Origin of the sequence: Caballeronia telluris, from assembly GCF_001544495.1 — a bacterium.
GTDB classification, from domain to species: domain Bacteria; phylum Pseudomonadota; class Gammaproteobacteria; order Burkholderiales; family Burkholderiaceae; genus Caballeronia; species Caballeronia telluris.
The window spans coordinates 488,775-503,797 of sequence record NZ_FCNZ02000001.1; the positions used below are offsets into that span (position 1 = coordinate 488,775).

Below are 15,023 nucleotides of genomic sequence, written 5' to 3' on the forward strand. Positions count from 1 at the left end.
CTTGCCCGGCGTTCTTCAGTATGATGCACGTCCGCCCGAGGTTTAAGGCCCGCGAAAGCCGTCGATTTTATAAGCAGACTTATCTAAAGATCGGGCAAAGCGAGCCGTAAACCGGTGCATCTGCGCTTTATTCGCCGGCGTCGACCGTATGCGGGCGCCGCTCCGCCATCGCGCTGATCCATTAAATTTTTGGCTGGGGTGCCGGTTCTGGCTGACGCAAAACCCCTGTTGCCTGATCCTTTTCCTGCGATATGCAAGCTATGCGCTGGACCCTTCCCGTTGCCCGTTGGTCGTTTGCAGTCGCGGGCGCAGCGGAAGTCGGCTTCATCGAGCCGATGGTCCGCCGGCGGCTGAGCAGCCTCTCGCGCAGCGCATTGAAGGTGGCGCACGACTGCCTGCCCGCGCAGACGGAAGCCTCCACGGATGCGGGTATCCGGGTCGTGTTCGCATCGCGGCACGGCGAACTGAAGCGCACGACCGACATCCTTCACGCCATCACCGAGAACGAATCCGTCTCGCCGACGGCCTTCAGCCTCTCGGTACTCAACGCCATGACCGGCGTCCTCGGCATTTCGCGCGGCGAACGCGCGCCCGCGAGCGCGCTGTCGGCAGGCGAGCAAACGCTCGGACTCGCGCTTCTCGAAGCGCACGCGCAGCTTGCAACCGCTCCGTCGTCGCCGGTGCTCGTCGTGTATGCGGACGAGCCGGCCGATCCGATTTACGGCGCCGGGCACGATGCAGCAAGCGGCGCGCTTGCCATCCTGCTCGACGACCGGGCCGCGCAGCACATCGAATGCACGCGCACGCATGAAGCGGCGCCGTCCCCTTCTGCGGCCTCGTTCGCCACGCAAGCCGAGGCGCTCAGGCATTGCCTGGAATCGAAGACGGCGGCGCAATGGCGCGCGCCATCCGCGAGCACGAGCGACGTCTGGCAATGGAGCTGGCATGCCGGCTCGCGCTGACTTCATCTGGCGTCTCTTGGCGACCGGGGCGAGCTTCGTCGTGTTCGGCGTCTGCGGGCTGTTGTTTTCGGTGCTCGTGTTCCCGTTCGCTTCGATTTGGCCGCATCGCGTGTCGCGCCAGCGCGCCGTCACGGCGATCATCCACGTTTTCTTTCGCACGCTCGTCGCCGCGCTGCAAAAGCTCGGCGTGATGCGGCTCGACATCACCAACGGATCGGCCTTGCGCACGGGCGCGCCGATGATCGTAGTCGCGAACCACCCGACTTATCTCGACGTGATGGTCCTGCTGGCGCTGACGCCCTCGGCATGCTGCGTCGTTAAGCACGCGCACTGGCGCAATCCGTGTTTCTGGGGCATCGTGCGCGCCGCCGAATACGTGAGCAACGCGGCGCCGCCCGAACTCGTCGAGTCGGCATCGCGTCAGCTTGGCGCCGGCTACACAATGATCATCTTTCCCGAAGGCACGCGCAGTCCCGCGCAGAACCGGCTTCACGCGTTCTCGCGCGGCTTCGCGCATATCGCGCTGAAGGCCGACGCGCCGATTCTGCCCGTGCTCATCGACTGCGATCCGCCCGCGTTCACGAAGCAGATGCGCTGGTATCACGTACCGTCGCGTCCGTTTCGCCTGCGGCTCAACGTGCTCGAGCCGATCAACGCGGCCGCGATCGCCGCGCAACACGCGAGCACGGCGATCGCCGCGCGCGCGCTTACTCAAGCCGTCGAGACACATATCAACCAGCGCCTTCTGGACCATGGATTCTTTAAAACTTGAACTGAAAACGCTGCTGATCGAGGCACTCGATCTGGAAGACCTGACGCCCGCCGATATCGACGACGACGCTCCGCTCTTTTCGACCGACGGCGTCGGACTCGACTCGATCGATGCGCTCGAAATCGGCATCGTGCTGCGCAAGCACTACGCTCTCACGATCGAAGCGAACGGCGAGCGCACGCGCGACCATTTTCGCTCGATCAACACGCTCGCGGCGTTGATCGAGACCCAGCGGGGCACGCACGACGGCGTTGCCGCAACAACTAAAACAGCCTGAGGAGAACATCTTGAACGGGGACGAAATTCTTGAGCGCATCCGCGCGATTTTCCAGGACAACTTCGGGATCGAGCCGGCTCGCGTGACGCCGGAAGCGAGCCTGTACGAAGACCTCGATCTCGATAGCATCGACGCAGTCGATCTCGCCATCAAGCTGCAGGAAATGACCGGCCGGCGCATCAAGCCGGAAGAGTTCAAGGCCGTGCGGACCGTCGGCGACGTGATCGGCGCGGTCGAGTCGCTGCTCGCGGCCCAGGACTGATGCCGGTCGGGCATTCGCGGACCGGCGGTCGCACGACGGCCAAGCCCGCGCACGATCGAACGCGCTCCCGTCTCGCCGATACAGCGCTGAGCGCGGCGCGGTGCGCGCTCGCCGTCGCGTATCCCGCGATGATCCTCTGCGCCTGGCTGTGGGACAAGCCGCGTCTCATCGGCGCGCTGCTGCTTGCGCTCTTGTGGATGCAGCGCTGGCTCGGGCGCGGCGTCGTCGCGATGTCGCTGCGCCGGCTCACCGCGCTCGACTGGTGCGTGGCCGCGCTGTTGAGCGGCGTGTCGGTCGCGATCGTGCTGACCGGCAGCGAACGGCTGATGCGCCTCTACCCGTCGTTCGTCAATCTCGGCCTCCTTGTCGCGTTCGGCGCGACGCTCGTGCGCGGCCCATCGATGATCGAAAAGTTCGCGCGGCTCGGCAATCCGCAACTCGATGCGCGCGGCGTGCGTCACACGCTGCGCGTCACGCAGATCTGGTGCGCGTTCTTTGCGTGCAACGCGGCGTTCTCCGCGTACACCGCGTTGCAGTGGAGCCGCGCGGCGTGGTCGCTGTACAACGGCGGGATCGTGTATGGGGTGATCGGCGCGTTGCTGCTCGGCGAGCTTGCGTGGCGGCATCTCGCCGTGCTGCCGCGCGCCGTGCGCTCGGAGTCGGCATGATCGCGCTGCATGATCTTTTGCTCGATGATGACGCGTGCAACACGCCCGTCTGCCTCGACGGCGCGCTCACGCTCGATCGCGCGGCGTTCCGCTCGCGCGTCTTCGCGCTCGCCGCCGCGTGGCGCGCGCAAACGGAAGCGCGCTACGCGCTGTGCATCGACGATCCCTTCGACTTCGCCTGCGCGATGTTCGCGCTCCTTGCCTGCGCGAAGCATCCGGTCGTGCCCGCATCGCATTCGCCCGACTATCTCGCGAGCCTTTCCGAAGACTGCGACGCGATCATCACCGATGCCGACCTTGCCGGATTACAAGGCGGCATCGCGCCGGAAACGGCCCATGCGATCGACGCGGACGCGGCGCTGACGCTCTATACCTCGGGCAGCAGCGGCACGCCCAAGCCGGTCCGCAAGACGCTATCGCAGTTCGACGCCGAAGTTCGCACGCTCGAAGCGCAATGGGGCGCGCTGGCGGGCAATGCCACCGTGCTCGGCAGCGTGCCGCATCATCACATCTACGGGCTGCTGTTTCGCGTGTTCTGGCCGCTCGCGGCGGGCCGGCCATTCGATCGCGCGCTTTGCCTTGATCCCCGGCAACTCGACGCGCGTCTTGCCGCCTGCGACGCGGGAATCGTCGTATCGACGCCGGCGCAACTCGCGCGCTGGCCGTCGATGACAGGCTTCGCGTCGCTCGCGCGCAGCCCGCGCGCATTCTTTTCGTCGGGCGGCCCGCTCGATGCCGATACCGCGCGCACGTATCGCGCCACGTTCGACGCGGCGCCGCTCGAAGTGTTCGGCAGCACGGAGACGGGCGGCATTGCGTGGCGCCGGCAGGACCGGTCGGACGCGTGGCAGGCGCTTCCCGGCATCGCGGTCGAGCGCGATACGGACGGCGCGCTCTTCGTGCGTTCGCCGCATCTCGGCCACCACGACTGGCATCGCACCGACGACGCCGTCGACTTCGACGCCGATGGCCGCTTCCGACTGAACGGCCGGCTGGATCGCGTCGTCAAGCTCGACGGCAAGCGCGTCTCGCTGCCCGAACTCGAAGCGCGTCTCGCGCTGCATCCGTATGTGGCGCGCGCGGCTGTCTCCGTGCTTCAGAACGCCTCGCGACAACGCGCGGGCGCCGTCGTCGCGCTGACCGGCGAGGGTCACGCGGCGCTCGCGGCTCACGGTCGCGTGGCGTTGACGAAAGCGTTGCGTCGTCATCTCGCTGGCTATTTCGATCTCGTCGTGCTGCCGCGCCATTGGCGCTTTCCGCTCGCGCTGCCGTGCGACGCCCGCGGGAAAACGCCTGCCGCCGCCATCGCCGCCGCGTTCGACGCGCGCGCGGAGGGCTTCGAATTGCTGTCGGCCTGCCGCGATGGCGACGCGTGCTCGCTGGAGTTGCGCGTGCCGTCCGGACTCGCACACTTCGCCGGACACTTTCCCGGCCTGCCCATCCTGCCGGGCGTCGTTCAGCTCGACTGGGCGGTGCGGCTTGCGGCCGAGTGCTTCGACGAAACGCGCGATGTCGCGTCGATCGACCGACTCAAGTTCACGGCGCCGGTCGGACCCGGCGCGTTGCTCGCGCTGCGCCTGTCGCGTGATCCGGCGCGCGGCCGCGTGCAATTCGCATATCGGCTCGGCCGGGGCGCCGAGGCGCGCGAGTGCGCGTCGGGCGCGATCGTCTATGGGAGCGCGGCATGAGCTTCTCGGCGTGCATCGTCATTCCGATCTACAACCACAAGGACGCGATCGCGGGCACCGTGGCGCAGCTTCGGCGGCATGAACTGCCGATCATCGTCGTCGACGACGGCAGCGACGAGCCCACGCAGCGCGTGCTCGCGCAGCTCGCGGCGGATCACGACGGTGCGTTGACGCTCTTGCGCCTGACGGTCAACGGCGGCAAGGGCGCGGCGGTGATGGCGGGGTTGCGCGCGGCGCGGCGCGCGGGCCACACGCATGCGCTGCAAATCGACGCCGACGGCCAGCACGACGCCGCCGACGTCCCGCGTTTCGTCGACGCAGCCCGCGCCGCGCCGCAAGCCGTGATCCTCGGCCAGCCGGTCTTCGACGAAAGCGTGCCCGCTTCACGGCTCTATGGGCGCTATGTCACGCATGTGTGGGTGTGGATCGAGACGTTGTCGCTGTCGATCCGCGATTCGATGTGCGGCTTTCGCCTGTATCCGCTCGACGCCGCGTGCGCGCTGATCGACTCGGTCGACCTGCCGACGCGCATGGACTTCGACATCGCGATTCTCGTGCGGCTGCACTGGCGCGGCCTCGCGTTCCACGGCATCCCGACGCGCGTCACCTACGCGGCCGACGGCGTGTCGCATTTCGACGTGCTCTGGGACAACGTGCGCATCAGCGCCGCGCATACGCGCCTCGTCGCGGGAATGCTGGCGCGGCTGCCGCTGCTTCTCGCGCGCAAACTGCTGCCAAAACCGCGCGATGGCGCAAGCGACTGGTGGCGCATCGCGGAGCGCGGCAGTCATCTCGGCATGAAGCTGCTCGCGCTCAGCAGCCGCATCTTCGGACGCCGTTTCACCGCGCTGTGGCTGCATCCGGTCGTCGCGTATTTCCTGCTGACGGGACACGCGGCGCGCGGCGCGTCGGCGCGCTACTTCGCGCGGTTGCGCGCGAGCGCGCCAGAACACAGCCTGCCGCGTCCGGGATGGCGCTCGGCGTATCGCCACATGCTGGCGTTCGCGCAATCGGGCTTCGACAAGCTGGGCGCGTGGACGGGCCGCGTGAACGATAAAGACATCACCTTCGACGACCCCGCCGCCTTCGAAGCGCTCGTCGCGAGCGGACGCGGCGCGCTCGTGATCGGCGCGCATCTGGGCAACCTCGAAATGACGCGCGCGCTCGCTGTGCGCGGCGCGCACGCGAAGGTCACGGCGATCGTCTACACGGGCCATGCGCGCCGCTTCAACAGCGTGCTCGCATCGGCGAACGACGATTTCTCCGCGCGTCTTGTCGAAGTGAGCGACTTCGGACCGGAGACGGCGCTCATGATGCAGTCGCGCGTCGAGGCGGGCGAACTGCTCGTCATCGTGGGCGACCGCGTGCCCGCGCACGACGCCGGGCGCACCACCGACGCGCAGTTCCTCGGCGCGCCCGCGCCTTTCGCTCAAGGGCCTTACATCCTGGCGCACGCGCTGGGCTGCCCGGTGTATCTGTTCTTCTGCCTGAAGGAACGCACGGGCTATCACCTCTATTTCGAGCCGTTCGCCGATCGCATCGAACTGCCGCGCCGCGAGCGCGCCGAGCGGCTCGCCGGGTGGACGCAGCGTTACGCCGAACGCCTCGAACACTATTGCCGCAAGGCGCCTTATCAATGGTTCAATTTCTTCGATTTCTGGGCGCGTCCCGGTGGAGACGCGAATGGCCGAACATGATCTGACCACGGCGACGTCCGTTGCCGCCGCCATTGCCGACGTTGCCGCCATCGTCGTCGGCGGGCGCAGGATGACGATCGAAGACATCGTCCGCATCGCGCAGCACCGCGCGCCCGTCGCGCTGAACGCCGATCCGGCGTGGCGTGCCCGCATCGAGCGCGGCGCCGAATTCCTGCGCACGCATCTCGCCGAAGGACGGACCGTGTACGGCGTGAACACCGGCTATGGCGACGCCTGCGTGGTCGATGTGCCGCACGCGCTGATCGAGGCGCTGCCGCTGCACCTCACGCGCTATCACGGCTGCGGCCTCGGCCGTCATCTCGACGATGCCGAGGCGCTCGCGGTCATCGCCGCGCGCCTCAACTCGCTCGCTTACGGGTTTTCCGGCGTGCGCACGGTGCTGCTCGAACGTCTCGCCGATCTCGTCAATCATCGCGTGCTGCCGCGCATTCCGGCGGAAGGGTCGGTTGGCGCGAGCGGCGATTTGACACCGCTCTCGTATGTCGCGGCCGCGCTCGCCGGCGAGCGCGATGTGCTGTATCGCGGACGTCTGCGCGACGCGCGCGGCGTGTGGGCCGAACTCGGTCATGCGCCCTTGCAGCTCGCGCCGAAGGAAGGTCTCGCGCTGATGAACGGCACGGCCGTCATGACCGGACTGGCGTGTCTCGCGTTCGCGCGCGCGTCGCACCTGAGCCGCCTCGCGGCGCGCCTGACCGCGCTTGCGACGGTCGCGCTCGACGGCCGCGCGGCGCATTTCGACGCGCTTCTTTTCGAAGTCAAGCCGCACGCCGGCCAGGCGGAAGCGGCGGCATGGATTCGCGACGATCTCGCCGGCCGCGCCGATTCGCCCGGTCATCGGTTGCAGGATCGCTATTCGATTCGCTGCGCGCCGCATGTGATCGGCGTGGCGCGCGATGCGCTCTCGTGGGTGCGGCGCGACGTCGAGAACGAGCTCAACAGCGCGAACGACAATCCGCTGATCGATCCCGACACCGGACGCGTGCTGCACGGCGGCAACTTCTACGGCGGCCACATCGCGTTCGCGATGGACGCGCTCAAGACCGCCGTCGCGAATCTCGCGGACCTGATGGACCGCCAGTTCGCGCTTCTCGTCGACGACAAGTTCAACAACCGTCTGCCGCGCAATCTGTCGGGCGCGACGGCGGAGCGGGCGCCGGTCAACCACGGCTTCAAGGCCGTGCAGATTTCGTCGTCGGCGTGGACGGCCGAGGCGCTCAAGCTGACGATGCCGGCGAGCGTGTTTTCGCGTTCGACCGAGTCGCACAATCAGGACAAGGTGAGCATGGGCACGATCGCCGCGCGCGACTGTCTGCGCGTGCTCGAACTCACGGAGCAGGTCGCGGCGGCGCACACGCTCGCGACCGTGCAGGCGGCGCGTCTGCGCTTGCGGATCGACGGCGCGACGCAAGTGCCCGCGCCGCTGCGCGATTTCATGGAAAGCGTGACGCGCGCCTCGGCGTTCGTCGACGAAGACCGCGCGCTGGAAAGCGACCTGCGCGCGCTGACGGCGCGAATCGCGGCATGCGGACTGGTCGATGCCGAAGCCGCTGGCGAGCACGGAGGCGCGGCATGATCGGCGAGAAACGTTTGCTCGCCGCCAGCGCACGCGTCGAAGTGCCGTTTCACGACGTCGATGCGATGAACGTCTGCTGGCACGGACATTATCTGAAGTACTTCGAGATCGGCCGGGCGGCGCTTTTGCGCGCGTTCGACTACGACTATCGCGAGATGCAGGCGTCGGGTTATCTGTGGCCGATCGTCGAGGCGCATCTGAAGTACGTGCGGCCGGCCGTGTACGGCCAGGAGATCGAAGTGCGCACGCAACTGCTGGAGTTCGAGAACCGCCTGAAGATCGGCTACGAGATCGTCGATCCGGCGACGGGCGTTCGGCTCACGCGCGGACACACGATCCAGGTCGCGGTCGATGCCGCGACGCGCGAGCTTCAGTTCGTGTCGCCGCCGGTCGTGTTCGAGAAGCTGGAGCGCGCATGGGCTCGCTGACGCGCTGGATCGCGGTGTCGGCGGCGGCGTTGTCGCTCGCGGGCGGCGCGTGGGCGGCAGAAACCGCGCAGGACGCGGCGCTCGTCTCCGGTGTCGCGCGACATCTGGCCGAAACGGGCGGCGTGCGCGCGCAGTTCAAGCAGACGCGCACGCTCGCCGCGATGAAAGCGCCGCTCGTCAGCACGGGCTCGATCCTGTTCGTGCGCGAGCGCGGCGTGATCTGGCACGTCGAGACGCCGTACAAGGCAACTTACGCGATCACCGATGCGGGCATGCGCGAGATCGGAGCGAACGGGCAGCCGGGCGCCGCGCGCGGCAACGACGCGCGCGGCGCGGCGCAGGTGTCGCGGATGATGCGCGCGATGCTCGGCGGCGATCTGTCCGGTCTCTATTCGCAGTTCGACGTGAAGGCGCATGGCACGCCGTCGAACTGGCGGATCGAACTGACGCCCAGCCAGCCGCAACTCGCGCAGTCGGTCAGGCGTCTCGACATGAACGGCGGCGATTTCCTGCAAGGCTTGCGCATCGTGCTCGCCAATGGCGACGCCACGCAGATCGACTTCACCGGCAGCGCGCCGGCGGGCGAACTCTCGCCGGCTGAACGCGCGCAGTTCGGAGCGCCGTGATGGAAATCCTGCAACGGCCCTCGTCGCGACAGATCTGGACCATGCGTTTCGCGTGGCTGCTGTTCGCGCTCGTCGCGGTGTCGTATTGCGGCTGGCGCTTCGCCGGGCCGTCGCCGTTGCAGACCAATCTCCTCGCGCTGTTGCCCGCGACCGAAGTCGATCCCGTCGCCGAAAAAGCCGCCGACAAGATGGCCGCCGCGCTCGGCGATCGCACGGTCTTCATCGTGACGAGCCCGGACGCGGAACACGCGAAGGCCGCGGCGAAGCAACTCGGCGCGACGCTGCGAACGAGCGGCGCGTTCCGCTCGGTGATCGCGACGCTGCCGCCTTTCGATGTCTCGTCGATCGGCGCGCTTTATCTGCCGTACCGCTTCGGCCTGCTCGCGCCCGCCGATCGCGCCGCGTTGCAGGACGGCTCGTTCGTCGCTCGCGAAGCGCTGCTTCAGCGTCTCTACAACCCGCTCGACAGCGGCCTCTCGACGCCGCTCGCCGACGATCCGTTCGGCTGGCTGCAACGCTATCTCGGCGGTCTGCCGCTCGCGACGTCGAATCTCGAACTCGAAGACGGCCTGCTCGTCGCGCATCGCGGCAATACGACCAGCGTGCTCGTCACCGCGACGCTCAACGGATCGGCGTATGAATCGGGCGTGCAGCGTACGGTGCGCGATGCTCTCGCGCGCGCCAAGGCTTCGCTCGGCGAGGCGCATCCCGACGTCACGCTCGATCGCCTGGGCGCCGTCTTTTATGCCGAAGCCGCGCGTAGTGCGTCGGAACGCGAAGTGCATCTGATCGGGCTGGTGTCGCTATGCGGCATCGGGCTTCTGATGCTGTGGGTGTTTCGCTCGCCGCGGCTCATCATGCTCGGTTTCCTGTCGACCGCACTCGGCATCGTCGCCGCGCTCGCCGTGACGATGCTCGTATTCGGCCAGCTTCATCTGCTGACGCTCGTCTTCGGCGCGAGTCTGATCGGCGAGGCAGTGGACTATTCGATCCAGTATTTCGTCGTCTATCTCGGCGCCGGGCGCGACTGGGACGCGGTCCAAGGCGCGCGCAAAGTGCGCCCGGCGCTCGCGGTCGCGCTCGCGACGAGCCTGCTCGGCTACGCGGTGCTGGCGTGCGTGCCGTTCCCCGCGCTCGAACAGATCGCGTGCTTCGCGATGGCGGGCATTCTCACGGCGTTCGCCTCGGTCGTGTGGCTCCTGCCGACGATGCTGCCGCGTCCGCCGAAGCATCGCCCGCGCTCCCTCTTCGATGCAGCCGGCAAGCTGCTCGCGATCTGGCGGCGCGCATTCGGCGCACGCACCGGCTGGATATTCGCGCTGCTGCTGGCGATCGTCGCGGTGCCGGGCTGGCTGCGCCTGTCGAGCGACGACGACATCCGCCTGTTGATCCAGCGCGATCCCGCGTTGATGGCCGAGGAGCGCGCGGTGCGTGCGGCGGTGGGCATCGACGATGGCGCGCAGTTCTTCGTCGTGCGCGGCGAGACGCCGGAGATCGTGCTGCAACGCGCCGAGGCGCTCGGCGCGCGGCTCGACGCGCTGCAAGGCGGCGAGCGGCTGCGCGGCTGGCAGTCGCCGGCGTCGTTCGTGCCGTCCGCGCGGCGTCAGCGCGAAAATCGCGCGCTTCTTGCACAGCGCCTCTTCGACGATCCCGCGAAGCTGCGCGCGACGCTCCTCGAAGCGGGTTTCCGCGATAACGTCGCCGACGCATGGATCGCGGCCGCGCGATCCAGCGACGCGATCCTGACCGTCGACGCGTGGCTCGACGCACCGTGGTCGCGGCCGTTTCGCCATCTGTGGCTCGGCGAAGTGGATGCGTCGGCGCGCACGTATGCGGCCGTCGTCATGCCGCAGGGCGTGACGCCCGCGAACGAAGCCGCGCTCGTCAAGGCGGCGCGCGCGGTGCCGGGCGCGAGTTTCGTCGACAAGGCCATGAGCGTGTCGAAACTGTTCGGTGCCTATCGAATCGACAGCGGCGCATGGCTCGCGGGCGCGACGCTCCTGGTCGCCGCGTTGCTGTCGTGGCGCTATGGACTGCGCGGCGGCATCGCGACGACGCTGCCCGTCGTGCTCGCGATCGGCGTGACGCTCGCTGTGTTCGGTTATCTGCGCGTGCCGTTCAATCTCTTCAACTGCCTCGCGCTGATGCTCGTGCTCGGCGTCGGCGCGAACTACGCCGTGTTCCTGCGCGAAGGCGCGTTGCGCGCGGCCGGCGACCTGGGCGCGGTGTGGGCGGGCGTGCTGCTCTCGGCGGCGACCACGCTGCTGTCCTTCGGCATGCTCGCCTTGAGCGCGATGCCGGCGCTGCAAAGCTTCGGCGCGACGCTCGCGCTCGGCATCGCGGTCTCGGTGATGCTTGCGCCGATCGGCATGCCATCGAAACGAGGGGACCTCTCATGAACCTGCCTCGCGTTTATCTGCACGCGCTCGGCATGCTCAACGCGCTGGGCAATGATGTGCCGACGATCGTGAACGCGCTCGCCACGTCGAGCGCGCCCGGCATGGGCACGCTGCCCGATCGTGACGCACGTGACGCACATGACGCACGCGGCGCCGCCGTCTTCGCAGGCCGCGTGTTCGCGCCGCTCGACGTCGCGCCGCCTGCCGCGCTCGCGGCCTTCGACTGCCGCAACAACCGGTTGCTGCTGGCCGCGCTCGCGCAGATCGCGCCCGCCGTCGACGACGCTCGCGAGCGTTTCGGCGCGCATCGTATCGGCGTGGTGCTGGGAACGAGCACGTCGGGCATCGCGGCGGCGGAGGCGGCGCTCGCGCATCGCGCGCGAACCGGCGCGATGCCGGACGGCTTCGACTATCGGCAGATGGAAATCGGCACGGCCGCGCCGTTCGCGGCGGCGGCGCTCGGTCTCACCGGGCCCGCTTACACGATTTCGACCGCCTGCACGTCGAGCGCCAAGGCGTTTGCGTCGGCAAGACGCCTCTTGCAGTTGCATCTCTGCGATGCGGTCGTGGTCGGCGGCGTCGACTCGCTGTGCGAACTGACGCTTGCGGGTTTCGCGTCGCTCGAATCGACGTCGCCGGCGCGCGCGAATCCGATGAGCCGTAACCGCGCCGGTATCAATGTGGGTGAGGGCGCGGCCGTGTTCCTGATGAGCCGCGAAGAGGCGCCCGTGTTCGTCGCGGGCACCGGCGAATCGAGCGATGCGTATCACATCTCGTCGCCGGACCCGCAGGGCGTCGGCGCCGAGCGTGCGTTGCGCGCGGCGCTCGCGGATGCGCAGATCGACGCGCGCTCGATCGGCTACGTCAATCTGCACGCCACCGCCACGCGCAAGAACGACGAGATGGAAGCGCATCTGATGGCACGCGTCTTCCCGGGCGGCGTGGCCGCGAGCGGCACCAAGCCGCTGACGGCTCATCTGCTCGGCGCGGCCGGCGCAACCGAGCTCGGCTTCGCGTGGCTCACGCTCGCTTGCGAGGGCATGGCGTTGCCGCGTCACCTGTGGGACGGCGAGGCGGACAGCGCGCTGCCGCCGCTCGATCTCGTCGAAACGGAGCGCCCTCTGCGCGCCGTCGCGGGTCGGCGTTACGCGATGAGCAATTCGTTCGCATTCGGCGGCAGCAACGCCAGCCTGATCCTCGGTGCATGACGATGCCTTTCGATACTTCCGGACCATTCCCGCCGATCGACACGATCCTGCCGCATCGCGGCACGATGCTTCTGCTCGATTCGATCGTCGCGCTCAGCGACGAGTCGCTTCGCGCTCACGCCACGGTTCATGGCGACGCCTGGTACGCCGATGCGAAAGGCGCGATGCCAGCGTGGATCGGCATCGAACTGATGGCGCAGGCGATTGCGGCGCATGTCGCGCTGATCGCGATGCGCAAGGGCGAGCAGGCGCGGCCCGGCGTGCTGCTCGGATCGCGCAGCTACGAGGCGCTTCGGCCGTCGTTCGCGCGCGGTTCGCGGCTCGTCGTCAGCGCGACGGAACTGTTGCGCAGCGAAGCGGGCCACGGCGCGTACGAATGCGCCATCGCAATCGACGACGTCTGCTGCGCGCAGGCCGTCGTCAAGGTGTTTCAACCGACCGATTTCCGGTCTTTCATCGAAGGAAGTGTCAGCTCATGAACCGGCGTGTTCTCGTCACCGGAGCGAGCCGCGGCATCGGCCGTGCGATCGCTTATCAGCTCGCAACAGACGGCTTTGCCGTGACGGTGCATTGCCGCACCGGCCGCGCGGAAGCGGACGCGGTCGCGACCGGCATCGCCGCGCAGGGCGGCGTGTCGCGCGTGCTGCAGTTCGACGTGCGCGAGCGCGCCGCCTGCCGCGCCGCGCTCGAAGCCGATGTCGCGGCGCACGGCGCGTACTACGGCATCGTCTGCTGCGCGGGCGTGACGCGCGACGCCGCGTTCCCCGCGCTGACCGACGAGGACTGGGACGTCGTCATCGAGACCGGCCTCGACGCGTTCTACAACGTCGTTCATCCGCTGACCATGCCGATGGTGCGCGCGAAGCAGGGCGGGCGCATCGTGACGATCGCGTCGGTATCGGGCGTGACGGGCAATCGCGGGCAGGTCAACTACAGCGCGGCGAAGGCCGGCGTGATCGGCGCGACCAAGGCGCTCGCGGTGGAACTCGCCAGCCGCCACATCACCGTGAATTGCGTCGCACCGGGGCTGATCGAAACCGGCATGCTCGACCAGATGCCGCTCGAAAGAGCGCTGCAAAGCGTGCCGATGAACCGCGTCGGACAGCCCGCCGAAGTCGCCGCCGCCGTGAGCTTTCTGATGTCGGATGCGGCGTCCTACATCACGCGTCAGGTGCTCGGCGTGAACGGCGGGATGATCTGATGAAGCGCGTTGTCGTAACAGGAATGGGCGGCGTGACCGCGCTCGGCGATCAGTGGAGCGAGATCGAAGCCGCGCTCGAAGCAGGGCGCAACGCCGTGCGCCGCATGCCCGAATGGGACTACTTCGAGTCGCTGCATACGCGGCTCGCGTGCCCGCTGCCGGGTTTCGTCGCGCCCGCGCACTATCCGCGCAAGAAGACGCGCTCGATGGGACCCGTCTCGCTGTATTCGGTGCGCGCGAGCGAACTCGCGCTCGCCGATGCGGGCCTGACCGGCGACACGAGCATCGCGGACGGCCGCATGGGCGTGGCGTATGGATCGTCGTCGGGATCGGTCGAGCCGATACGCGCGTTCGGCACCATGCTGTCGACCGGTTCGATGAGCGAAGTCACGTCGAACAGCTACGTGCAGATGATGCCGCACACGAGCGCCGTCAACGTGAGTCTCTTCTGGGACCTGAAAGGGCGGATCGTGCCGACGTCGTGCGCGTGCGCATCGGGCAGCCAGGCGATCGGCTACGCCTACGAAAGCATCGCGACGGGCAAGCAGGCGATGATGCTCGCGGGCGGCGCGGAGGAACTGTCGGGACCGGCGGTCGCGGTCTTCGACACGCTGTATGCAACCAGCACGCGCAACGACGAGCCGCATCTCACGCCGCGTCCATTCGATGTCGCGCGCGACGGTCTCGTCGTCGGTGAAGGCGCCGCGACGCTCGTGCTGGAGGAATACGAGCACGCCGTCGCGCGCGGGGCGCGCATCCACGCGGAGATCGCGGGCTTCGGCTGCAATTCGGACGGCGTGCACATCACGCAGCCGACCGCCGCGACGATGGCCCGCGCGATGCAGCTCGCACTCGACGACGCGCATCTCAAGCCCGAAGCGATCGCGTATGTGAACGCGCACGGCACGTCGACCGATCGCGGCGACCTCGCGGAGAGCCACGCGACGGCGCAGGTCTTCGGCGAGCGCATGCCGATCAGTTCGCTCAAGAGCTACGTCGGGCATACGCTCGGCGCGTGCGGCGCGCTCGAAGCGTGGTGGACCATCGAAATGATGAAGCGCAACCGCTACGCGCCGACGCTCAATCTGACGCAGCCCGATCCCGCCTGCGCGCCGCTCGACTACATCATGCACGAGGCGCGCGCGATCGACGCCGAGTATGTGATGAGCAACAACTTCGCATTCGGCGGGATCAATACGTCGCTGATTTTCAGGCGCGCGCCGTGAGTAGTATCGCGCGTC

At 68.2% G+C, this 15,023-nt stretch carries 15 protein-coding genes; all 15 read left to right on the forward strand.

Annotated features, from left to right (window positions below; all coding sequences use genetic code 11):
• The first annotated feature begins 251 nt into the window (after nt 1-251).
• From AWB66_RS02240 to AWB66_RS02310, 15 genes are read left to right on the forward strand one after another with little or no spacing between them, the layout of a single operon-like run.
• Nucleotides 252-962 carry a beta-ketoacyl synthase chain length factor gene (locus AWB66_RS02240; RefSeq protein WP_087628612.1) on the forward strand — a complete coding sequence of 237 codons (711 nt, stop codon included), beginning with the start codon at nt 252-254 and terminating at the stop codon, nt 960-962.
• Nucleotides 946-1,734 carry a lysophospholipid acyltransferase family protein gene (locus tag AWB66_RS02245; protein WP_087628613.1) on the forward strand — a complete coding sequence of 263 codons (789 nt, stop codon included), beginning with the start codon at nt 946-948 and terminating at the stop codon, nt 1,732-1,734. The genes AWB66_RS02240 and AWB66_RS02245 overlap by 17 nt, the downstream gene beginning before the upstream one ends.
• Complete coding sequence (locus AWB66_RS02250; protein ID WP_087628791.1) at nt 1,715-2,011, forward strand: phosphopantetheine-binding protein; 297 nt, start codon at nt 1,715-1,717, stop codon at nt 2,009-2,011. The genes AWB66_RS02245 and AWB66_RS02250 overlap by 20 nt, the downstream gene beginning before the upstream one ends.
• Nucleotides 2,012-2,021: 10 nt before the next feature.
• On the forward strand, nt 2,022-2,273 hold the full coding sequence (locus tag AWB66_RS02255; RefSeq protein ID WP_087628614.1) for an acyl carrier protein: 252 nt from the start codon (nt 2,022-2,024) through the stop codon (nt 2,271-2,273).
• A complete protein-coding gene (locus AWB66_RS02260) occupies nt 2,273-2,941 on the forward strand; it encodes a COG4648 family protein (RefSeq protein ID WP_087628615.1) in 669 nt (222 codons plus the stop codon). The genes AWB66_RS02255 and AWB66_RS02260 overlap by 1 nt, the downstream gene beginning before the upstream one ends.
• Nucleotides 2,938-4,629: an ApeI family dehydratase gene (locus AWB66_RS02265; protein WP_087628616.1), complete on the forward strand. Its 1,692-nt coding sequence runs from the start codon at nt 2,938-2,940 to the stop codon at nt 4,627-4,629. The genes AWB66_RS02260 and AWB66_RS02265 overlap by 4 nt, the downstream gene beginning before the upstream one ends.
• Nucleotides 4,626-6,326 carry a glycosyltransferase family 2 protein gene (locus AWB66_RS02270; RefSeq protein ID WP_087628792.1) on the forward strand — a complete coding sequence of 567 codons (1,701 nt, stop codon included), beginning with the start codon at nt 4,626-4,628 and terminating at the stop codon, nt 6,324-6,326. Before AWB66_RS02265 ends, AWB66_RS02270 begins: the two co-directional genes overlap by 4 nt.
• Entirely contained in the window at nt 6,313-7,920 is a 1,608-nt protein-coding gene (locus AWB66_RS02275) for an HAL/PAL/TAL family ammonia-lyase (protein WP_087628617.1), read from the forward strand. Before AWB66_RS02270 ends, AWB66_RS02275 begins: the two co-directional genes overlap by 14 nt.
• Nucleotides 7,917-8,348 carry an acyl-CoA thioesterase gene (locus tag AWB66_RS02280; RefSeq protein ID WP_087628618.1) on the forward strand — a complete coding sequence of 144 codons (432 nt, stop codon included), beginning with the start codon at nt 7,917-7,919 and terminating at the stop codon, nt 8,346-8,348. The genes AWB66_RS02275 and AWB66_RS02280 overlap by 4 nt, the downstream gene beginning before the upstream one ends.
• On the forward strand, nt 8,336-8,974 hold the full coding sequence (locus tag AWB66_RS02285) for a LolA family protein (RefSeq protein WP_087628619.1): 639 nt from the start codon (nt 8,336-8,338) through the stop codon (nt 8,972-8,974). Before AWB66_RS02280 ends, AWB66_RS02285 begins: the two co-directional genes overlap by 13 nt.
• The gene (locus tag AWB66_RS02290) at nt 8,974-11,373 is read left to right on the forward strand and encodes an MMPL family transporter (protein WP_087628620.1); all 2,400 of its coding nucleotides are present in this window, start codon (nt 8,974-8,976) and stop codon (nt 11,371-11,373) included. The genes AWB66_RS02285 and AWB66_RS02290 overlap by 1 nt, the downstream gene beginning before the upstream one ends.
• Nucleotides 11,370-12,581, forward strand: coding sequence for a beta-ketoacyl-ACP synthase (locus AWB66_RS02295; RefSeq protein WP_087628621.1), 1,212 nt, complete (start codon nt 11,370-11,372; stop codon nt 12,579-12,581). Before AWB66_RS02290 ends, AWB66_RS02295 begins: the two co-directional genes overlap by 4 nt.
• Nucleotides 12,578-13,060, forward strand: a complete 483-nt coding sequence (locus AWB66_RS02300) for a hotdog family protein (protein ID WP_087628622.1) — start codon at nt 12,578-12,580, stop codon at nt 13,058-13,060. The genes AWB66_RS02295 and AWB66_RS02300 overlap by 4 nt, the downstream gene beginning before the upstream one ends.
• Nucleotides 13,057-13,782, forward strand: a complete 726-nt coding sequence (locus AWB66_RS02305; RefSeq protein ID WP_087628623.1) for a 3-ketoacyl-ACP reductase FabG2 — start codon at nt 13,057-13,059, stop codon at nt 13,780-13,782. The genes AWB66_RS02300 and AWB66_RS02305 overlap by 4 nt, the downstream gene beginning before the upstream one ends.
• On the forward strand, nt 13,782-15,008 hold the full coding sequence (locus tag AWB66_RS02310) for a beta-ketoacyl-ACP synthase (RefSeq protein ID WP_087628624.1): 1,227 nt from the start codon (nt 13,782-13,784) through the stop codon (nt 15,006-15,008). Before AWB66_RS02305 ends, AWB66_RS02310 begins: the two co-directional genes overlap by 1 nt.
• The last annotated feature ends 15 nt before the right edge of the window (nt 15,009-15,023 follow it).